The organism is Pseudomonas sp. NyZ201 (assembly GCF_049860765.1).
In the GTDB taxonomy this organism is placed as follows: Bacteria; Pseudomonadota; Gammaproteobacteria; order Pseudomonadales; family Pseudomonadaceae; genus Aquipseudomonas; species Aquipseudomonas bharatica.
In genome coordinates this window covers 4,093,855-4,114,363 of sequence record NZ_CP187557.1, presented here as the reverse complement: position 1 = coordinate 4,114,363, position 20,509 = coordinate 4,093,855, and the positions used below count along the sequence as shown (strand labels likewise).

General features: G+C 64.2%; 13 protein-coding genes. 5 read left to right on the top strand and 8 right to left on the bottom strand.

Features of this window, described 5'->3' with window-relative positions; genetic code table 11:
• Nucleotides 1–159 precede the first annotated feature (159 nt).
• The 3 genes from ACPFMA_RS18190 (at nt 160) to ACPFMA_RS18180 (ending at nt 4,615) form a co-directional block, all read left to right on the top strand.
• Nucleotides 160–1,329, top strand: a complete 1,170-nt coding sequence (locus ACPFMA_RS18190; RefSeq protein WP_425928405.1) for a p-hydroxyphenylacetate 3-hydroxylase oxygenase component — start codon at nt 160–162, stop codon at nt 1,327–1,329.
• Between the two features lie 69 nt (nt 1,330–1,398).
• On the top strand, nt 1,399–2,343 hold the full coding sequence (locus ACPFMA_RS18185; RefSeq protein ID WP_420056696.1) for a p-hydroxyphenylacetate 3-hydroxylase reductase component: 945 nt from the start codon (nt 1,399–1,401) through the stop codon (nt 2,341–2,343).
• Nucleotides 2,344–2,521: 178 nt separating this feature from the next.
• Nucleotides 2,522–4,615 carry a TonB-dependent siderophore receptor gene (locus ACPFMA_RS18180; RefSeq protein WP_425928404.1) on the top strand — a complete coding sequence of 698 codons (2,094 nt, stop codon included), beginning with the start codon at nt 2,522–2,524 and terminating at the stop codon, nt 4,613–4,615.
• Between the two features lie 82 nt (nt 4,616–4,697).
• On the opposite strand, the gene ACPFMA_RS18175 is transcribed toward ACPFMA_RS18180, so the two are convergent.
• A complete protein-coding gene (locus tag ACPFMA_RS18175; protein WP_420056694.1) occupies nt 4,698–5,087 on the bottom strand; it encodes a VOC family protein in 390 nt (129 codons plus the stop codon).
• 116 nt (nt 5,088–5,203) lie between these two features.
• Here ACPFMA_RS18175 and ACPFMA_RS18170 point away from each other — a divergent pair, with 116 nt between their 5' ends.
• Nucleotides 5,204–6,025 carry a class I SAM-dependent methyltransferase gene (locus ACPFMA_RS18170; RefSeq protein ID WP_064303755.1) on the top strand — a complete coding sequence of 274 codons (822 nt, stop codon included), beginning with the start codon at nt 5,204–5,206 and terminating at the stop codon, nt 6,023–6,025.
• 118 nt (nt 6,026–6,143) lie between these two features.
• On the opposite strand, the gene ACPFMA_RS18165 is transcribed toward ACPFMA_RS18170, so the two are convergent.
• The 6 genes from ACPFMA_RS18165 to ACPFMA_RS18140 form a co-directional block, all read right to left on the bottom strand.
• Nucleotides 6,144–8,099, bottom strand: coding sequence for a DNA topoisomerase III (locus ACPFMA_RS18165; RefSeq protein WP_425928403.1), 1,956 nt, complete (start codon nt 8,097–8,099; stop codon nt 6,144–6,146).
• 125 nt (nt 8,100–8,224) lie between these two features.
• Entirely contained in the window at nt 8,225–8,740 is a 516-nt protein-coding gene (locus tag ACPFMA_RS18160; protein ID WP_425928402.1) for a hypothetical protein, read from the bottom strand.
• Between the two features lie 219 nt (nt 8,741–8,959).
• Nucleotides 8,960–10,957, bottom strand: a complete 1,998-nt coding sequence (locus tag ACPFMA_RS18155) for a hypothetical protein (RefSeq protein ID WP_425928401.1) — start codon at nt 10,955–10,957, stop codon at nt 8,960–8,962.
• A 21-nt stretch (nt 10,958–10,978) separates the two neighbouring features.
• Nucleotides 10,979–12,661, bottom strand: coding sequence for an alpha-keto acid decarboxylase family protein (locus tag ACPFMA_RS18150; protein ID WP_425928400.1), 1,683 nt, complete (start codon nt 12,659–12,661; stop codon nt 10,979–10,981).
• Nucleotides 12,658–14,427: a flavin monoamine oxidase family protein gene (locus tag ACPFMA_RS18145; RefSeq protein ID WP_425928399.1), complete on the bottom strand. Its 1,770-nt coding sequence runs from the start codon at nt 14,425–14,427 to the stop codon at nt 12,658–12,660. The genes ACPFMA_RS18150 and ACPFMA_RS18145 overlap by 4 nt, the downstream gene beginning before the upstream one ends.
• 244 nt (nt 14,428–14,671) lie before the next feature.
• Nucleotides 14,672–15,949: a bifunctional O-acetylhomoserine aminocarboxypropyltransferase/cysteine synthase gene (locus ACPFMA_RS18140; protein WP_425928398.1), complete on the bottom strand. Its 1,278-nt coding sequence runs from the start codon at nt 15,947–15,949 to the stop codon at nt 14,672–14,674.
• Nucleotides 15,950–16,813: 864 nt separating this feature from the next.
• Between ACPFMA_RS18140 and ACPFMA_RS18135 the strand changes: the two genes are divergently transcribed.
• On the top strand, nt 16,814–18,277 hold the full coding sequence (locus tag ACPFMA_RS18135) for a SulP family inorganic anion transporter (protein WP_420056686.1): 1,464 nt from the start codon (nt 16,814–16,816) through the stop codon (nt 18,275–18,277).
• Between the two features lie 95 nt (nt 18,278–18,372).
• Here the strand turns inward: ACPFMA_RS18135 and fusA are convergent, their stop codons facing one another.
• Complete coding sequence (fusA, locus tag ACPFMA_RS18130; protein ID WP_009394274.1) at nt 18,373–20,478, bottom strand: elongation factor G; 2,106 nt, start codon at nt 20,476–20,478, stop codon at nt 18,373–18,375.
• Nucleotides 20,479–20,509 lie beyond the last annotated feature (31 nt).

Here is a 20,509-nt window from a genome sequence, read left to right as displayed (position 1 = left end):
GGGCGTGGCAGTCAGGAGGGCTGCGCCATGAAAAGTACAATCTTGTCCGTGGAAGGTGCATTTCCAGCGGGTTGTCCGGCTCCCATACTGGCTCCGAATCCGCCGCAACCGCCGCCGCTGGCAGGTGGGCCGGACATCCAATAATAAGCAGGACCTCCCATGAAAAAGCCAAACCCGCTGCTCGAAGACCTCAGGTCGGTACTGCCGGCCATCGCCGCCAACGCCTCCCGCGCCGAAAAGGAACGCATGGTTCCCGCCGAGAACATCGCCCTGCTCAAGGGCATCGGCCTGCATCGTGCTTTCCAGCCCAAGGCCTGGGGCGGCATGGAAATCTCCCTGCCCGAGTTCACCGATTGCATCGCCCTGCTGGCCGGCGCCTGCGCCAGCACCGCCTGGGCCATGAGCCTGCTGTGCACCCATAACCATCAGTTGGCGATGTTCCCCGCCAGGCTTCAGGAAGAGATCTGGGGCGTGGATCCGGACCACACCGCGTCCAGCAGCATTGCGCCGTTCGGTCGGGTCGAAGAGGTCGAGGGAGGCCTGCTGTTCAGTGGTGAAATGGGCTGGAGCAGTGGCTGCGACCATGCCGAATGGGCCATCGTCGGTTGCCGCCGGACCAACGCCGAAGGCACCCAGGACTACTGCTTCGCCGTGCTGCCGCGCAGCGACTACGAGATCCGCGATGACTGGTTCGCCGCCGGCATGAAGGGCAGCGGCACCAAGACCCTGGTCATCGACAAGGCCTTCGTCCCCGAGCACCGTATCCAGAAAGCCAAGGACATGATGGAAGGCAAGTCCGCCGGCTTCGGTCTGTACCCGGACAGCAAGATCTTCTACACCCCGTACCGCCCGTACTTCGCCGTCGGTTTCGCCACTGTCAGCCTGGGGATCGCCGAGCGCATGCTCGAGGTGTTCCGCGAAAAGACCAAAAACCGCGTGCGTGCCTACACCGGCGCCAGCGTCGGTGCCGCGACCCCCGCGCTGATGCGCCTGGCCGAGTCGACCCACCAGGTCGCCGCCGCCCGCGCCTTCCTCGAAAAGACCTGGCAGGATCACGCCGAGCATGGCGCGCGCAAGCAATACCCGAGCCGCGAGACCCTGGCCTTCTGGCGTACCAACCAGGCCTACGCGGTGAAAATGTGCATCCAGGCCGTGGATCGCCTGTACGAGGCCGCCGGCGGTACCGCCTGGTTCGAAAGCAACGAGCTGCAGCGCCTGTGGCGCGACTCGCACATGACCGGCGCCCATGCCTACACCGACTACGACGTCTGCGCGCAGATCCTCGGTCGTGAACTGATGGGCCTGGAACCTGACCCGAGCATGGTCTGAGTCCGGACTTTTTTCTCTCTCGCATAACAACAATCACGGCTGCCCTGTGCGGTAGCCGGGGAGTCTTGCATGTCTGCAGAAACTGCCGCGGCCTTCGACAGCCGCGCCTTCCGCCGCGCCCTGGGCAACTTCGCCACTGGCGTTACCGTAGTCACCGCCGACGATGGCCGGGGCAACAAGGTGGGCGTTACCGCCAACAGCTTCAACTCGGTGTCCCTCGATCCGCCGCTGATCCTCTGGAGCCTGGACAAGCGCTCCAGCAGCCTGGCGACCTTCGATGCGGCCAGCCATTTCGCGGTGAACATCCTCGCCGCGGACCAGATCGACCTGTCCAACAACTTCGCCAAGCCGCGTGATGACCGTTTCGCCGGGATCGCGCACCAGCCGGGGGCCGGCGGGGCGCCGATCCTCATGGACTGCTCGGCCAATTTCCAGTGCGAGAAGTACCAGATGGTCGACGGTGGCGATCACTGGATCATGATCGGCAAGGTCGTGGCCTTCGAGGATTGCGGGCGTTCACCGTTGCTGTACCACCAGGGTGCTTACTCGATGGTGCTGCCGCATACGCGAATGACCCGTCGCGAGGAAGGGCAGCCGCCGAGCAGCCACTTCCAGGGGCGCCTGAGCCATAACCTGTACTACCTGATGACCCAGGCGCTGCGCGCCTATCAGGCCGGGTACCAGCCGCGCCAGCTGTCCAGTGGCCTGCGTACCAGCGAAGCGCGGATGCTCATGGTGCTGGAGAACGATGCCGGCCTGAGCCTGGCCGAACTGCAACGCGAAGTGGCGATGCCGGCGCGGGAGATCGACGAGGCGGTGGCCAACCTGACCCGCAAGGGCTTGGTCAGCGGTAGCGAGGAGGGCGGCAATGTGCGCCTGACTTCCAATGGCGTGGAGCAGACCGAGGCGCTGTGGAGCATTGCCAAGGAACAGCAGGACAAGGTGTTCGGGCAGTTCAGTGAAGAGCAGATCGAGAACTTCAAGACGGTGCTCAAGGCTGTGATTCGCGGGTGAATCCACTGGCCTCATCGCCGGCAACGCCGGCTCCCACAGGGTGGCGGTGCTCGCGGTCCTGTGGGAGCCGGCGTTGCCGGCGATTGGCTGCGCCAGCGGCCCCAAATCCCCACAAACCCAAAGGTGTCTTTTTGTATCTGAATTGTTATGTTATTACGTCAACAATTCAGGTGCCCCCATGAACACCCCGCTCACCACACTTTCCCTCGGCCTTTCCGCCAGCCTGTTCGGCCTGCCCGCCCTTGCCCAGGAACCGGTTCTGCTCGACGCCCTGACCATCAGCGAACGCCAGATCGAAGAACGCGCCGACGGCCCTGTCCAGGGCTATCGCGCCACCCGCTCGGCCACGGCGACGAAAACCGACACCGATATCCGCGACACGCCGCAGGCCATCAGCGTAGTTCCCGCCCAGGTGCTGCAAGACCTCAACACCACCCGCATCGACCGTGCCCTCGATTTTGCCGGTGGCGTCTCCCGGCAGAACAACTTCGGTGGCCTGACCTTCCTCAACTACAGCGTGCGCGGTTTCACCACGGGCGAGCTCTACAAGAACGGCTTCGCCATCAACCGCGGCAGCTACAGTGCGCCGGATACCTCCACCATCGAGCGCATCGAAGTGCTCAAGGGCCCGGCCGCCAGCCTGTACGGGCGCGGCGACCCGGGCGGCCTGGTGAATATCGTCGGCAAGAAGCCCCAGGCCGAGGCCTTCAGCACCTTCAAGGCCAGCGCCGGCAGTTGGGACCGCTATCGCAGCAGCCTCGACGTCAACACGCCGCTCGACGAGGAGGGACGGGGGCTGTCCCGGGTGAACCTGGCGCTGGAGGACAACGGCAGCTTCCGCGACCATGTCGACAGCCGCCGCGCCATCGTCAGCCCGTCCCTGAGCTGGCAACTGACCCCGGACACGCTGTTGTCCCTCAACAGCGAATTCTCCCGCACCGAATCGGTATTCGACCGGGGTATCCCGGCGGTGAACAACGAACTGGGCCCGGTCTCCCGTTCGACCTTCCTTGGCGAGCCCAACGACGGCCATATCCGCAATGACAACCAGACCCTGGACCTGGCGCTGGAGCATTACCTCGACGACAACTGGAAACTGCGCCTGGCCAACCACTACACCCAGGGCACCCTGCGCGGAAACAGTTCGGAAACCTCGCGGGTGGTGGGTGATCGCATCAGCCGCTTCTACCGCGAGCGGAACTTCGAGTGGAACGACAACATCACCCAGGCCGAGCTGCACGGGCAGTTCGAATTCCTCGGCTGGCAGCACCAGAGTCTCGTCGGCCTGGAGTACGAGAACTACCGCAACAGCCAGAAGTATCCGCAAAGCGTGACCGGCTTCGGCTACGGGCTCGACATCTACAACCCGGTGTACGGCCAGGCCAAGCCACCCTTGGTGAATGCCAATGACTTCTTCGAGCACACCGAAAGCTATGCGTTGAACCTGCAAGACCAGATCGCCTTTACCGACCGCCTGCGCGGGTTGGTCGGGGTGCGCCTGGAGCGGGTCGAGCAGACGGCGCTGAACCGCACGACCCGGGTCAGCAACAGTCAGGAGAAGGACGTCGCCACGCCACGTGTCGGCCTGCTGTATCAGGTGACCCCGCAAATAGGCGTGTTCGCCAATGCCTCCACCTCGTTCAAGCCCAACGCCATTGGCACGCGCGGGCAGGTGTACAAGCCGGAGAAGGGTATCGGCTATGAAACCGGGTTGAAGCTGGACCTGTTCGACAGCCGCGTCGGTGCGACCCTGGCACTGTTCCACATCGACAAGGAAAACGTCATCACCACCGATGCCTTCGGCGACAGCATCGCGGCGGGCAAGGCGCGTAGCCAGGGTGTGGACCTGCAGTTCAGCGGGCAGGTGACGGATGCAGTGCGGGTGATCGGCGCCTATGCCTATATCGACGCCGAAGTGACCAAGGGCGATGCAAGCCTGCCCAAGGGCAGCGATCTGCTGGGCATTCCGCGGCACAGTGGCAGCGTGATGGCGGTATACGAGTTCCAGGACGGGGCGTTGCGCGGCTCCGACTTCGGCGCCTCGGCGAACTATGTCGGCGACCGCTCGGGGCAGGCGGGAAGCAGCTTCAGGCTGCCGTCGTACAGCACGGTCGATCTGCTGGCTCACTACAAGGCCAGTGAACAACTGACCCTCGGGCTGAACCTGAACAACCTGTTCGACCGCAAGTACTACGAGCGCGGGTACAACCTGGCGTGGAACATGCCGGGCGAGCCGCGTAACCTGAGCCTGAGCCTGGCTTATTCGATGTAGTGGTCCTTGAGGGCCTCATCGCAAGCGCCGCAGACCCTGTGGGAGCTGGCTTGCCAGCGATGAGGCCCTCAAGACCAACACGTCAACCCACGGCAGTGCACAACTCGACCAGAATCCCCGCCGGACACCTGACCCACGACACCGTCTGCCCCCAGGGTTTCACCTGCGGCGCCTTCAGCTCCACCGCCCCGGCCGCCACCGCCCGGGCATGGGCCGCCGGTACATCCTCGGTCACCAATCCGATCTCCATCCCCAGTGGCCGCTGGCTTTCACTCGCCGCCAGCACGCCACCCTCGAAATTCATCTCACCCAGTTCCAGCGAAGCGAAGGCGAGGGTGGTTGCGCCGGTTTCCAGCTCGCCATAATCCCCCGACTCATGCAGGAAGCGTTGCTGCAACCCGAAGGCCTGCTGGAAAAAGCGCAACGACGCCGCTACATCGGCGACGTAAGCAATGGTGTAACCCAGTTTCATGCCGTTCCTCCTTGATGATGAAGCCGACGTTATATCGCACTGCGGCATCCAGCACATTGCCACTGTCGAACGAGCGCACTATCTTGGCGCACGGACCTGGACCAAAGGAGCTGACCATGGCCGATTCACTGGCGCTCAACAAAGCCAGCTGGGATGAGCGCGCGCCGCTGCATGCGGCGTCCGGCGACTACGAGGTGGCGGCATTCGTCGCCGACCCCGCGCACCTCTCGGAAGTGGTGCGCTTCGATTTGCCGCTGCTGGGGGATATCGGCGGCCTGCGCGGCCTGCACCTGCAATGCCATATCGGTACCGACACCCTGTCCCTGGCCCGCCTTGGCGCGCAAATGACCGGGCTGGATTTTTCCGCGCGTTCGCTGGAACAGGCGCGGGCCCTGGCCGGGCGTTGCGCCACGCACATCGAGTACGTCGAAGCCGAGGTCTACGCGGCCTGCTCGGTGCTGCCGGCTGCCTCGTTCGACCTGCTCTATACCGGCATCGGCGCCCTGTGCTGGCTGCCGGACATCCAGCGCTGGGCCGGGACCGTGGCGACCCTGCTCAAGCCGGGCGGGCGACTGTTCCTGCGCGAGGGCCATCCGATGCTGCTGGCCCTGAATGAGGATCATCAGGACCGGCTGGTGGTGGAATACCCGTACTTCGAACGGCCCGAGCCGACGGTATGGATCAGTGACCAGACCTACGTCAGCACCGACGCCAGCCTGGTCAATACCGAAACCCATGAATGGAACCACGGGCTGGGCGAGGTGGTGAGTGCCTTGATCAGCCAGGGGCTGCGGGTCACCGGGCTCGTGGAGCACGACAGCATCCCCTGGGAAGCGCTGCCGGGGCAGATGAGCCGGCGGGACAATGGGGAATGGCAGCTGGACAAGCAGCCCTGGCGGTTGCCCTTGAGTTACACCTTGCAGGCAGTGAAGGAGTAGGGGTTGCTGGCCTCATCGCTGCGGTTCGGCGGCCCGACAAGCCAGCTCCCACAGGTATGGCATACACCGGACCTGTGGGAGCTGGCTTGCCAGCGATGAGGCCCTCGAGAACACCCCATCAACTCCCTGCCTTTTTCACCCTCGGCTTGCGCACCCGCTTCACCCCATCCTTCGCCGCAGTACCCGCCTTGCGCTTCTTCTTCCAAGGCGATCCACCCCGGCCGGCCGGGGTTGCCGGCCCGGAAATCCGCAACTGCATGCCTGCACAGCGCTCCACCTGCTTGCTCATCCAGGCCGACTGTTTCTCGACGAAGGTCTCCAGGCTCATTTCCCCGCTTTGCACCATATCCAGCGCCTGCTCCCAGATCGCCGTGGTACCCGGGTCGGCGATCGCCCGCGGCACCGCGTCGATCAGGCTGAAGGCCGCCGGCGTGGCGTTCAGGGCCTTGCCGTTCTTCACCAGGTAACCACGATCGAGCAGCCCCTGGATGATCCCGGCCCGGGTCGCCTCGGTGCCGATGCCGGTGGTTTCCTTGAGCTTCTGCTTGAGGCGCGGGTCTTCCACCAGCTTGGCGACATTTTTCATCGCCTTGATCAGGTCGCCTTCGGTGAAGGGCTTGGGCGGCTGGGTCCAGAGGTCTTTCAATTGCAGATCGCGCACCTCGCACCATTGACCCTTGCTCAACGCCGGCAGCACTTGCGCTGCTGGCGCCTCCCGGCCCTTTGGCGGCGTCAGTGCTTCCGGCAAGGCCCGCCGCCAGCCCGGCTCGACGATCTGCTTGCCCACGGCCCGCAACGCCTGGCCGGCACAGTCGAAATCCGCCTGGGTACGGTCGTATTCATGGTTGGGCAGGAATTGCGCCAGGTAGCGCGCGCGGATCAGGGTGTAGACCGCCTTGGCCTTGCCCGGCAGGCGGTTGGGGTCGACCGCCGCCGCGGTGGGGATGATGCCGTGGTGGGCGCTGACCTTGGCGTCGTTCCACGCCCGCGAGCGGCGCTGGGCCTGAAGGTGTGGCTGCAAGCGCGCCAGTGATGGATCGGCCCGACCGAGCGCGGCGAGAATCGCCGGCGCCTCGCTGTGCTGGCTCACTGGCAGGTAGCCGCAATCACTGCGCGGGTAGGTGATGACCTTATGGGTTTCGTACAGCGACTGGGCGATATCGAGGGTTTCCTGGGCGCCGAGCCCCAGCTTCTTCGAGCAGACCTCCTGCAGGGTACCGAGGTCGAAGGGCAGGGGCGCCGCCTCGCGGACCCGCTCGGTCTTCACCTCGATAACCTGCGCCGTGCCCGCCGCCTGCATCGCTGCGGCGGCCTGTTGCGCCAGTTCCTGCTTCAGGCAGCGGCCCTGGTCGTCGCACACATCATCCGGCGCCCGCCATTGCGCGGTAAACAGCGTGCCGGCGCTGTCCAGTTGCACATCGATGGCCCAGAACGGCACCGGGACGAAATCGGCGATGCTGCGGTCGCGGTCCACCACCAGGCGCAGGGTCGGGGTCTGCACCCGGCCCACCGGCAGTACGCCCTGGTAGCCGGACTGGCGGCCGAGCAGGGTGAACAGGCGGCTCATGTTCATGCCGATCAGCCAGTCGGCGCGGGAGCGGCCCAGGGCCGAATGGTACAGGCTGAAGGTTTCGGCACCGGGCTTGAGCGCAGCCAGGGCCTTGCGGATCGAGGCATCGTCCAGCGCCGATAGCCACAGGCGGCGGATCGGCCCGCGATAACGGCAATGTTCCACCAGCTCGCGGGCGATCATCTCGCCCTCGCGGTCGGCATCGGTGGCGATCACCAGCTCGGCGGCTTCGCCCAGCAGGCGCTTGACGGCCTTGTACTGGCTGGCGGTCTTGGGCTTGACCTGCATCTTCCACTGCTGCGGCACGATCGGCAGGTCGGCCAGCACCCAGCGCTTGTAGCGCGCGTCGTAGGCGTCGGGCGGCGCGGTTTCCAGCAGGTGGCCGATGCACCAGGTCACCGTCACCCCGCTGCCCACCCAGCAGCCATCCCCGCGCCGGCTGGCGCCGAGGACCTTGGCGATATCCTTGGCCTGGGAGGGCTTTTCGCAGAGGAACAGGCGCATGGGGAAGGGAGGCATCCTGGGGAACGAGGTTCCCTAGGATGCGCAGGAAATGAATGGGTAGCAAGGATTATCTGTATGGATATACAGCAAGGTTGACATGGGCTGCGTTGGACAGGCCTGGGGGATCAGTACAGGATTTTCATTGCTGGATAAAAGCATCTTGGTTTGCCACCAGAGGTGCATTGGCTGCAGGCCTGAACTGCGGCCTTGAGGAAGGCCTCCCTTTTCGCATTTGCCCCAGTAGCCACCTCTTTTTGGTAGCCGCCAGGGGTGTCGCTATCTGCACCATATTCGATTCTTGTTTCCGGCTCATCCTTGAGCTTCGCGAATTCATACAGGTTATCGTATACCCCAGGGCAACTTACAGTGTCATAGCAGGTGTTTTGGTAGAGTGAGGCTTTAGCTCCGGAACTCATTCCATTTTCTATCAGTTTATTCTTGCACTGCTGAAGGTCGTCGCCGATTTTGTCGCTTGGGTATTGACAGGTAGCGTTGCTGCATTCCAGCCCAGCAGCACAGACCAATCCCTTGTTGGCATCGCATGCGCCTCCAACGGATACGCCTGCGTAGGTTGACGGGGTATGAAGGGCGAAGCAGGTGCCCAAGGCAATGAAGAGTGAGGTAACGACACGTTTGTTCATAGCTGATCTCCTATACCGGGAATGGCGCCCCGGTGAGTGGGAAATACGCGTCTACAAACAAACTTCAAACCGCGTAGGGTTTGGTTGAAGCCGGAAATGACGTTTGAATACCGCCAGGAATGCTTACGACACCCTGGCAGATACTTGAAAAGTTAGTACAGGCGGTTCTCATGTCAAATTGCTAATCGGGGGGCCGCCAGGCGGCTCCCCGGTTAGCTTCTAAGGCCTCGCACTCACCGTCGCATTGCGCCACGCAGTCGCCAGCTTCTGCTCCAGCTCCGCACTCACCGGTTTCTGCTGTGCCTCAAGGCTCAGCTTCAACCCGTTCAACGATCTGCCGCTCAAGCGGTTTTCGCTCAGGTCCTCGGTAAACACCCGCTCCGCGTCCCGCGCCTTGCCCTGGGCCAGGTACGCATAGCCGAGCGACTCGCGCACCGTGTAGTACCAGTCCGGCGGTTCGTTGTACCAGAGCCCGTCCTGTACTTCGACGGCCTTGCGCCATGCCGCGAGGATCTGTGCGTTGTTGTCGCCCTTCAGCTCCGCGAGGTCATCGGCCAGGACCTTGGCGAGGTTACCGACGGCGCCGGCACTGGTTTTCTGCACGTCAGCCAACGACAGCGTGTTGCCGGTCGCCGCCTGCGCCTGGTTGAACAGGATCAGGTTGGCCAGGCGCAGCAGGTCCACGGCCTTGTTGTTGCCGTAGTTGAGCCCGGTATTTTCGGTTTCCTGGAGCACGTCGCGGGTGGTGGTCCAGAAACCGTTCAGCGCCTGCACCGCGTGGGCGCTGTCCTGCGTGCCGTCCAGCGCCTGGTAGGCCCGGGCGTAGCGCTGCATGATCCGCGTGTAGGGCATGGTCAGCGTCTCCCAGCCCCCTGGGCTGGCCTTGCAGGTGTCATTGATCTTTGCCAGCCCGTCCTTGACCTGCTGGTCGAAGCCATCGAGCTTGTCCCACGCCTGGAAGCGCACGGCGTAGTAGTAGGGCACGGCATAGAAGTAGTCGGACTTGGTCTTGAGCTCGGCCGGATACTTCTCGCAGAGGAACTTCACCGAAGCGTTTTCGGTGGTGTTGTCCACCAGTTCGCTGGCCATGTTCAGCGCTTCGTTCTTGCGCCCTTCGATGGACAGGGTCCAGGTCAGGAAGTGGATGTTGTGCCCCAGGTAGTGCAGCAGGTACGGGCTCTCCGGCTGGATTTCGCGCCCATAGGCGCGGTCCACCGAGATCGCCGCGTAGTTGGTGGCACTGGACAGCGCATTGTTGCCGGTGCGCTGGTAGATGTGCGAGGCCATGTGGATCAGATGGCCCACCGCCGGGTTGAGGGTGCGGAAGCGCTCGGCCATGGGCATGCCGCTGTCGGGGAAGGGCGATTCCTCGATGGCGTGGATGAAGAAGTGGTTGGCGCCGGAGTGGTTCTGGTCCTGCACCAGCACACGGTTGAGCACTTCAAGGGCGTCGGCGGCTTCATCGGTGGGCTTGACCGCATCGGACGTGGCTTCGCTGCCTTTCCACCATTTCCACGGGTCGATGTTGAGCAGGGCGTCAGCGTACAGGGCGGCGGCGTCGAGGTCGTCGAAGTACTCGTTGGAGAGCCCTTTCATCTCTGCCACGTAGCGTTTCTTGCCGTCCGCCGACAGGGTGATGCGGTCGCCGTCGACGTCGTACTGGCTGAGGAACGCCTTGGCATAGCGCGCTTCGCGCTTGACCTGCGCCTCGGTGAATCCGGCCGGAACGGTTTGCACACGCCGATCGGCATGCTGTTGCGCCAGGTTCACCGCCAGGTACGCCAGTTGATCGCAGCCCTCGGTGGCGTCGGTATTGATGTTCGAGCTGGCCGACAGGGCGATGCCCCACAGCGGCATCGCCGACTTCTCGTCGAGTACGTAAGCCTGGTAGAAGGCGCGGATCGCCTCGCTGAAGTTGAAGCCGTATTGCAGGGCCATGCCCTGGCTGTAGAAGGCCTGGATCTTCTCGTTGTCGCCCACTGACACCAGGTCGTAGTGGGTGCCGCCCAGGCCGGAGAGCAGATGGTCCTGCCGGGTGTCCTTCGAGCTGACGCACAGTTCCAGTGCCTTTGGCAGCGGGGTGTTGTCGGGCAGTTTGGTGAAGGTCTTGCCTTGCGGGCCTGCGTCGCCGTGTCCACCGTGAGCGATGGCGTTGAGCGGCAACGAGGCCAGCAGTGCGCAGGCTACCGCCATGCGCACGCTGGTGATTCTTTCCATGAACGGGTTCCTGTGTCCTTGTCAGTCTTCGGCCAGACGCTTGATCTGTGCCGCCAGGTCTTTCTCGGGGATCTTCACTTCCACCAGCGCCGGCCGGTCGCCGATCGCCAGCAGTTTCGGCAGCAGCGCCTGCAGCTCGCCAACCGTCGTCACCTGGTAGCCAAGCGCGCCGTAGCCCTGGGCCAGGGCCCGGTAGTCGAGGCTCGGCAGGGTATCGAACGGGGCGAACTGGCCATCCGGGTCGAACGCCTTGATATCGACGAACGCTTGCTCGATGGCATACACCTGGTTGCTCATGACGAAGACGATGGCATTGACCTTGTTGCGCGCCAGCGCCGCCAGGGACTGGCTGACCATCATGAAGCCGCCGTCGCCGGCGACTACGACCGGCCGCCGCCCGCTGCCCAGCGCCACGCCCAGGGCGCAGCCGGTTTCGTGGCCGAGCGAGCCCCAGATGGCATCGGAGAGAAAGCCGTTGCGCGGCATGTCCTGGATATTGCTGGCCACGTACAGCGACGAGCTTTCACCGAGGATCAGCGTGCTGCTATCCCACAGCCGATGCTCCCTGGCGAAGTCCACCAGGCTGGCGAAGAAGCTCTGGTAACCGAGCGCGTCGCCGGGGCCGCCGGCGGCGAGCAGGGCCGGGTGGCGGGGCAGGAACACATCCTTGCGCGGGAAGCGCGGGTCCAGGTCGAAGGCCTTGAGCAGGCTGTCGACGTAGTCCGGCAGGCGCACGTTGGGGTAATACTCGGCGCCGGTGCGGGCCAGGTCGCAGTTGACCTGGATGATCTGCTCGAAGCGCTTGCCCAGCAGGTCCAGGTAGTCGTCGGTGAAAATCACCCCGATGGCCAGGATGCAGTCGGCATCCAGCACCTGGGGCGAGGTTTCCAGGCGCGAGGCCGGGCCGGCATAGGTGCCGATGAACGGCGCCTGGCTTTCGTCGAGAACGGTCTTGGCGTCGAGGGTGGTGCTGAACGGCAATTGGCAGCCATCGATCAGCCGTTGCACGGCGTCCTGCAGGCCATAGCGCATGACTTCCACGCCCAGCAGCACCAGCGGTTTCTTCGCTTCGGCCAGGCGCTTGACGCTGTTGTCCACCAGCAGCTTGAGCGCGTCCGGGTTGGAGGGCCGTGGCGCAGGGCTCAGGGTGCCTTGCGGCAGCGAGCACTCCAGGCCCCAGACATCTTTCCATGCCTCCAGGTACACCGGCTGGCGATGGGTGATGGCGGCGATCAGCGCGCTGTCGATCTGCCAGGGTGCCTGGCGCGCGTCGGAGATGATCTCACAGGCCACGGTGACCTGTTCCAGCACGTTGCGGTCGGCCTCGAAGTTGCCGGTCGAATGGTGGAACAGCACATGCTGCTGGCGGGCCCGCTCGCGGTTCTGGGTGGACGGGCTGGCGGAAATCACCACCACCGGGGCGCGTTCGACGAAGGAACCGGCGATGGCATTGACCGCGCTGAAGGTGCCCACGCCATATTGCAGGGAGACGGCGCCGATACCATGCACCCGGGCATAGCCGTCGGCGGCGTAGGCGGCGCCCATTTCATAGACTTCGCCCACCGCGTCGATGCCGTCGAAGGCTTCCAGGGCGTTCATGAAGTTGGACACGTAGTCCCCGGGCACCTGGAAGACCTTGGTCAGGCCCAGTTCCTTCAGGCGGGTCAGCAGGTAGTCGGCAACGGTGAAAGGTGCGCTGCTCATGCTTTGATCCCCGTGTAGGCGAATTCGGTGACTTCGGTCAGGGTCTTCTTGCAGTCGGTGCAGGCCAGGGCCGGCGGATTGTCGATATCGACCGGCGCCGGGGCGGGCAGCAACTGGTAGGCCTCGGGCAGCCAGGCCGGACGGGGCAGGCCGAAGAAGTCCTGCAGGGTGGATTCGGCGGTGGTCAGCGCGCCTTCGACCCAACCCTGGCCGTAGGAATAGGCTTCACCGACGATGTATACCTCCTGCTCCTGCACCGGATGGCGCATGCGCTGGATGATCAGGTCGAGACGGTAGTTGGCCTTCCATTCGTGCCAGCCGCCGCCGAACGGGTCGGCATCCCAGGCGTGGTAGACCGCCGAATAGGGCGCCGGCAGTTCGATCTGGTCGTGCAGCGAGGTGACCTGGCGCTGGGCGATGCGCACCATCTCTTCGCTGATCTGGTACTGCATCTTCGGCACCACTTCATTGGCATCGATGCGGCCCTGCAGGCTTTTCGGCTGGTAGCCCTCGAACGGCGCGCCGTCCTCCAGGCCCTTCCAGAACGGCACGGTGCCGATGTCGTTGTAGGAGGCCATCAGCAAGGAGTTGAGGGTTTTCTCGCCGCCGTCCTGCTCGCACTCGGTGCCCATGTAGTAGCACTGGCGGATCGGCAGGTCGGTGACCGAGCGCCCGGCCACCAGGCCCTGGCTGCGCCACCAGGGTTGCTCGTAGGCGAGGAACAGCTTGAAGGCCGACTGCACCAGTACCGAGTCGATGTTCTCCTTCAGCCACGGGTCGTCGAACAGTGGTGACTGGATCAGTTCCAGGGAGCGGCGCGGCAAGGCCAGGATCACCTGGCGGGCGTGGATGATTTCCTCTGCACCGGGCACGTCGCTGGTCTTGCCGTCGACGGTGCGGGTGGCCTGGAAGTGCAGGCGGTAGGGGTACTCGGTGTCGTCGCTGAACTGCACCGAGGCCAGGCGGCGGTTCATGCGGATGCGCTGTTCGCCCGCGATCAACCCGCCCGGCACCTCGGCGAAGCGCTGGGCCAGGGTCAGGGGCAAGGCCTGGAAGCCTTTCTTGAGGGTCAGGAAGACGGTCTTGTCGCTGTATTCGGTGGCGGGCAACTGGGTTACCGCGCTGGCGTTGGCGACGTTGGCCTCGTAGCCGCCGGCGTCCTTCATGAACTGGTAGCCTTCGTTGCTCAGCACGCGGTAGAGCAGGTCCCAGAAGCCATAGCGCCAGATCTCCTTGCCGAACACCTTGACTTGCATCTGCTCGGCCAGGCTGAGCTTGTCGAAGCCCGGATAGATGTTGTGCATCACCTTGACCTGCAGGTCCTCGGGGCCGAAACCGCGTTCGGACCAGGCCAGCTTGTAGGGGATCTTCTCCGGGGCTTCGGTGAAGTCACGCAGGCGGAAGCGTTCGCCGCGCAGATAGAACAGGTTGTCCTTGGCACCGACCGGATCCTCTTCCGGCAGGTTGCTGCCCATGGGGAAGTTCTTGCTCTCCAGCTTGAGCTCGCCGACCAGCTTGTCGACCATCACGTGGCCGCCGGTATTGTCTTTGGTGGCCGGCATCCAGCGCATGCCGCCGACTTCGGCGACGACGTTGGGCAGGCCGGGCAGGTTGATACTGAAGAGACGCCCGCCGATGCGGTCGCTGTATTCGAACAACTGGATGCGTTGATGATCGCCTTGTGCTTCTTGCAGGCGCCAAGCGCTGTAGGTCCCTGATACGCCGCCGCCGATGATGGCGACATCCAATGGCTGGGTCTGGCTCATCGCAAATATCCCTATGTTGTTGTGGGCAAGGAATTCCGTGCGGGAGCCAGTATCGACGAGGTTTTCCTTAATGCCAATCTGCCATTACGGAAAATGTTGTCGGCATTGGCTGAAACGGTGAGCCCCAATGAATCCGGGGGTTTCCCAAGCGTCGAAGGTATGTGCGCAAGGCAATTTGAAAGGCACCGCTCAAGCCCGCGCCCTCCCTCGTTATCGGGTCGGGCGAGGCTGGCGGTTGCGGCGGTTATCCGCGGCTGGCGGCGAGGGCCTGTTCGAGGTCGGCGATGATGTCATCGCTGTGCTCGATGCCGATCGACAGGCGCACCATGTCGCGTGGCACTCCGGCTTTCTCCAGCTCTTCGTCGTTGAGCTGGCGGTGGGTGGTGGAGGCGGGGTGGCAGGCCAGGGACTTGGCGTCGCCGATGTTGACCAGGCGTACCACCAGCTTCAGGGCATCGATGAACCGCGCGCCTGCTTCCTGGCCGCCCTTGATGCCGAACGAGAGGATCGACGCCGGCTTGCCCTGGGTGTAGCGCCGGGCCAGTCCGTGCTCGGGGTGATCCGGCAGGCCGGCATATTTGACCCAGGCCACCTGCTCGTGGGTTTGCAGGTAGCGGGCGACCTTGAGGGCATTCTCGGTATGCCGTTCCATGCGCAGCGCCAGGGTTTCCAGGCCTTGCAGGATCAGGAAGGCATTGAACGGCGACAGCGCCGCGCCGGTGTTGCGCAGCGGCACCACCCGGCAACGGCCGATGAACGCGGCCGGGCCGAAGGCTTCGGTGTAGGTCACGCCGTGGTAGGACGGGTCGGGCGTGTTGAGCAGGGCGAAGCGTTCCTTGTTCTCGGCCCAGGGGAACGTGCCCGAGTCGATGACGATGCCGCCGATGCTGGTGCCATGGCCGCCGATGTATTTGGTCAGCGAATGCACGACGATATCGGCGCCGTGTTCGAACGGCCGACAGAGGATCGGCGTGGCCACGGTGTTGTCGACGATCAGCGGCACGCCATGGCGGTGCGCGGCGTCGGCCAGGGCCTGCAGGTCGACGATATTGCCCGCCGGGTTGCCGATGGACTCGCAGAACACCGCCTTGGTGCGCTCGTCGATCAGGGCTTCGAGGGCGGCGATATCGTCGTGCGGGGCGAAGCGGGTCTGGATGCCGATGCGTGGCAGGGTATGGGCCAGCAGGTTATAGGTACCGCCATACAGCTTGGCGACGGAAACGATATTGTCGCCGACTTCGGCGATGGTCTGGATCGCATAGGTGATCGCCGCCATGCCCGAGGCCACCGCCAGCGCCCCGACCCCGCCCTCGAGCGCGGCCATGCGTTGTTCCAGCACATCGTTGGTGGGGTTCATGATCCGCGAATAGATATTGCCGGCAACCTTCAGGTCGAACAGGTCGGCGCCATGCTGGGTATCGTCGAAGGCGAAGGAGGTGGTCTGGTAGATCGGCACGGCCACCGCCCTGGTGGTCGGGTCCGGGCTGAAGCCCGCGTGGATGGCCAGGGTTTCCAGCTTCATGCAGTCGTTCCTTGAAAGGGTTGGAGAGGCGGAGCATGGGGCGGGGGCGAGCGGGTGGTCAATAGCCATAGTGGTTATAAGGAAATAGCCGGAGCACCGCGGAACCCCTGTGGGAGCTGGCTTGCCAGCGATGAGCATGGGTATCTACACATCTTTTGAGGTGAGAGGGCCTGTCAGTAGATCGCATCAGGGCTGACAGGTGCTTGTCATGACTTTTTTGGCGCCCTTGAGATCGAGCGCCGCCCGCGCGGCGCATCGCGGGTGAACCCGCTCCCACATTTGTTGCAACGTGCCATGGCCTGTCAGATCTCCGTTGTTCGCCTTTGGATGTACGGCGATCTATCGTGGGGAAGCTGTTGGGCTCGGCGCGATATCGCGTCGTACGAACAAGGCGGTCAACCATGGCCTGACAGGCATAGGCACGTTGCAACAAATGTGGGAGCGGGTTCACCCGCGATGCGCCGCGCGGGCGGCGCTCGATCTAGAGGGCGCTGAAGATCTACCGGCATGCATCTGGTGGCCATGACGCGGTTCTCTGACAGGCACCTCGCCACCGCCACTGCTCAGAAAAGATGTGTAGATACCTATGCAGCGATGAGGCCGGCTGAGCAATGATGTTGTCAGGTCGAGCGCTATCGCTGGCAAGCCAGCTCCCACAGGGTCAGTGCCGAACACAAATCCTGCGGATGACTCAGCAACTTGTGGGAGCCGGCGTTGCCGGCGATGAGGCCGGCATGAGCAATGATGCTGTCAGGTCAGGCCCTATCGCTGGCAAGCCCCACAGGATTTTGTGTCGGCCATGGCGAATCCGGTAAGCTTGCTAACGATTTTTCCCCGCCTGGCTTGCCCTCACGGAATTCCCCGATGTCCCATACCCACACCCGAAACCGGGCCCTGCGCGTGCGCAGCGATGTCCTCGCCGGTCTGACCACGTCGTTCGCCCTGGTGCCGGAGTGCATCGCCTTCGCCCTGGTCGCGCACCTCAATCCGCTGATGGGCCTGTACGGCGCCTTCATCATCTGCACCCTGACGGCCTTGTTCGGCGGCCGCCCGGGAATGATTTCCGGCGCGGCCGGCTCCATGGCCGTGGTGATCGTCGCCCTGGTGGTGCAGCAGGGCGTGCAGTACCTGCTGGCCACGGTGCTGCTGGGCGGGCTGCTGATGATCCTGTTCGGCCTGCTGCGCCTGGGCAAGCTAGTGCGCCTGGTGCCGTATCCAGTGATGCTCGGCTTCGTCAACGGCCTGGCCATCGTGATCGCCATGGCCCAGCTGGAGCATTTCAAGAATGGCGAGCACTGGCTGCAGGGCCCGGCGTTGTGGCTGATGCTTGGCCTGGTGGGCCTGACCATGCTGGTGGTCCATGTCCTGCCGAAACTGACCCGCGCGGTGCCGCCGGCGCTGGTGGCGATCCTCGGTGTCGGCATGCTGGTCTGGCTGCTCGACCTGCCAACCCGCACCCTCGGCGACATGGCCCATATCGCCGGCGGCCTGCCGTCCCTGGCCCTGCCACAGGTGCCGTGGAACCTGGACACCCTGCGCATCATCGCCCCCTACGCGGTGCTGATGGCCCTGGTCGGCCTCCTGGAAACCCTGCTGACCCTCAACCTCACCGACGAAATCACCGAGAGCCGCGGCCACCCCGATCGCGAATGCGTGGCCCTCGGCGCGGCCAACATGGTGTCCGGGCTGTGTGGCGGCATGGGTGGCTGCGCGATGATCGGGCAGACCGTGATCAACCTCGGCTCCAACGGGCGCGGGCGCCTGTCCGGAGTCGTGGCGGGGGTGATGATCCTGCTGTTCGTGCTGTTCCTCTCGCCGTTGATCGAGGAGATCCCGCTGGCGGCGCTGGTCGGGGTGATGTTCGTGGTCGCCCAGCAGACCTTCGCCTGGGCCTCGCTGCGGGTGCTGCGCAAGGTGCCGGCCAGCGATGTCCTGGCCATCGTCGCGGTGACCGTGGTCACGGTGTTCACCGACCTGGCCACGGCGGTGCTGTTCGGCATCGTCATCGCCGCGATCAACTTCGCCTGGCAGCACGCCCGCGAGCTGTATGCCGACATCCATGACGAAGCGGACGGCAGCCGGCTGTACCGGGTGCATGGAACGTTGTTCTTCGCCTCGTCGACGCCGTTTCTCGACCAGTTCGACCCGGCCAACGATCCGGCGCAGGTAACGCTGGACTGCCGGCACCTGAGCTTCGTCGATTACTCGGCGATCGCGGCGCTGAAGACCTTGCGCGAGCGCTATGAGAAGGCGGGGAAGCACCTGCGGGTGGTGCATCTGTCGGAGCGTTGCAAGCAGTTGCTGAAGCGGGCGGGGGCGGAGCACTGATCATGTGTCGTTGCTGATGGCCTCATCGCTGGCAAGCCAGCTCCCACAGGGGGCGCGCCTGGCTCGCCAGCGATGAGGCCATCAGCCCGACGAAGCTATCCCTGCTTCTTGATGATCACATCGGCAATGCTCGCCGGCGCTTCCGCATACCGGGTGAATTCCATCGAATAGCTGGCCCGGCCCTGGGTCATCGAGCGCATTTCGGTGGAGTAGCCGAACATTTCGCCCAGCGGCACTTCGGCCCGTACCACCTTGCCCGCCGGGGTGTCCTCGCTGCCCTGGATCAGGCCGCGACGGCGGCTCAGGTCGCCCATGATGTCGCCCATGAATTCCTCGGGCGTCACCACTTCCACCTTCATCACCGGCTCCAGCAGCACCGCGCCGCCTTTTTGCGCCAGTTGCTTGGTGGCCATGGACGCGGCGATCTTGAACGCCATCTCGTTGGAGTCGACGTCGTGGTACGAACCGTCGAACACCGCGGCCTTGAGGCTGATCAGCGGATAGCCGGCAACCACGCCGTTCTGCATCTGTTCCTCGATGCCTTTCTGGATTGCCGGGATGTACTCGCGCGGCACCACGCCGCCGACGATCTCGTTGAGGAATTCCAGGCCTTCCTTGCCTTCGTCACCCGGCGCGAAGCGGATCCAGCAGTGGCCGTACTGGCCGCGCCCGCCGGATTGGCGGACGAACCTGCCTTCGATCTCGCAGGTGTTGCGGATCTTCTCGCGGTACGCCACCTGGGGTTTGCCGATATTGGCCTCGACCCCGAACTCGCGGCGCATGCGGTCGACGATGATGTCCAGGTGCAGTTCGCCCATGCCGGAGATGATGGTCTGCCCGGTTTCCTCGTCGGTCTTGACCCGGAACGACGGGTCTTCCTGGGCCAGCTTGCCGAGGGCGATGCCCATTTTTTCCTGGTCGGCCTTGGTCTTGGGCTCTACCGCCACCGAGATCACCGGGTCGGGGAAGTCCATGCGTTCGAGGATGATCGGCTTGTTGATATCGCACAGGGTGTCGCCGGTGGTCACGTCCTTCATGCCGATCAGCGCGGCAATGTCCCCGGCGCACACCGCCTTGATCTCGGCGCGCTGGTTGGCGTGCATCTGCACCATGCGGCCGACCCGTTCCTTCTTGCCCTTGACCGAGTTGAGCACGGCATCGCCGGAACTGAGCACGCCGGAATAGACCCGGGCGAAAGTTAGGGTCCCGACGAAGGGATCGGTGGCGATCTTGAAGGCCAGGGCCGAGAACGGCTCATTGTCGTCGGCGTGGCGCTCCAGGTGCCGGTCCTCGTGGTCCGGGTCGGTGCCGTTGATCGCAGGGATTTCCGAGGGGGCGGGGAGGTAGTCGATCACGGCATCGAGCATCAGCGGCACGCCCTTGTTCTTGAACGACGAGCCGAGGATCGCCGGAACGATCTCGTTGGCCAGGGTGCGCTGGCGCAGGCCGGCCTTGATCTGCTCGTTGCTCAGTTCGATGCCGTCCAGATAGAGGGTCATGAATTCATCGTTGGCCTCGGCGGCGGCTTCGATCATATGCGCCCGCCATTCCCGGGCCTGCTCCAGCAGTTCGGCGGGGATGTCTTCCTCGCGGTAGCTGGTGCCCTGGTCGTCCTCGTTCCAGTAGATGGCCTTCATCTTCACCAGGTCGATCTGCCCGGCGAAGTGTTCCTCGGCGCCGATCGCCAGCTGGATCGGCACCGGGTGATGGCCGAGGCGCTGGTCGATCTGCTTGACCACGCGCAGGAAGTCGGCGCCCTGACGGTCCATCTTGTTCACGTAGGCCAGGCGCGGCACATGGTACTTGTTGGCCTGGCGCCATACCGTTTCGGACTGCGGCTCGACGCCATCGGCGCCGCTGAACACCACCACTGCGCCGTCGAGCACGCGCAGGGAGCGTTCCACTTCGATGGTGAAGTCCACGTGGCCGGGCGTGTCGATGATATTGAAGCGGTACTTGTCGGCGAACTGCTTGGTCGAGCCCTGCCAGAAGGCCGTGGTCGCCGCCGAGGTGATGGTGATGCCGCGTTCCTGTTCCTGGGCCATCCAGTCCATGGTCGCGGCGCCGTCGTGGACCTCGCCCATCTTGTGGTTGACCCCGGTGTAGAACAGGATGCGCTCGGTGGTGGTGGTCTTGCCGGCATCGACATGGGCGACGATGCCGATATTGCGGTACAGCTCGATGGGAGTGGTGCGCGCCATGAGGGGTCACCTGTGCTGCGTGGGGGTGGAG

Excerpts from the sequence above, each read along its gene's own strand:
- ACPFMA_RS18190 (WP_425928405.1), top strand. The coding sequence starts at position 160 with ATGAAAAAGCCAAACCCGCTGCTCGAAGACCTCAGGTCGGTACTGCCG.
- ACPFMA_RS18185 (WP_420056696.1), top strand. The coding sequence starts at position 1,399 with ATGTCTGCAGAAACTGCCGCGGCCTTCGACAGCCGCGCCTTCCGCCGC.
- ACPFMA_RS18180 (WP_425928404.1), top strand. The coding sequence starts at position 2,522 with ATGAACACCCCGCTCACCACACTTTCCCTCGGCCTTTCCGCCAGCCTG.
- ACPFMA_RS18175 (WP_420056694.1), bottom strand. The coding sequence starts at position 5,087 with ATGAAACTGGGTTACACCATTGCTTACGTCGCCGATGTAGCGGCGTCG.
- ACPFMA_RS18170 (WP_064303755.1), top strand. The coding sequence starts at position 5,204 with ATGGCCGATTCACTGGCGCTCAACAAAGCCAGCTGGGATGAGCGCGCG.
- ACPFMA_RS18165 (WP_425928403.1), bottom strand. The coding sequence starts at position 8,099 with ATGCGCCTGTTCCTCTGCGAAAAGCCCTCCCAGGCCAAGGATATCGCC.
- ACPFMA_RS18160 (WP_425928402.1), bottom strand. The coding sequence starts at position 8,740 with ATGAACAAACGTGTCGTTACCTCACTCTTCATTGCCTTGGGCACCTGC.
- ACPFMA_RS18155 (WP_425928401.1), bottom strand. The coding sequence starts at position 10,957 with ATGGAAAGAATCACCAGCGTGCGCATGGCGGTAGCCTGCGCACTGCTG.
- ACPFMA_RS18150 (WP_425928400.1), bottom strand. The coding sequence starts at position 12,661 with ATGAGCAGCGCACCTTTCACCGTTGCCGACTACCTGCTGACCCGCCTG.
- ACPFMA_RS18145 (WP_425928399.1), bottom strand. The coding sequence starts at position 14,427 with ATGAGCCAGACCCAGCCATTGGATGTCGCCATCATCGGCGGCGGCGTA.
- ACPFMA_RS18140 (WP_425928398.1), bottom strand. The coding sequence starts at position 15,949 with ATGAAGCTGGAAACCCTGGCCATCCACGCGGGCTTCAGCCCGGACCCG.
- ACPFMA_RS18135 (WP_420056686.1), top strand. The coding sequence starts at position 16,814 with ATGTCCCATACCCACACCCGAAACCGGGCCCTGCGCGTGCGCAGCGAT.
- fusA (WP_009394274.1), bottom strand. The coding sequence starts at position 20,478 with ATGGCGCGCACCACTCCCATCGAGCTGTACCGCAATATCGGCATCGTC.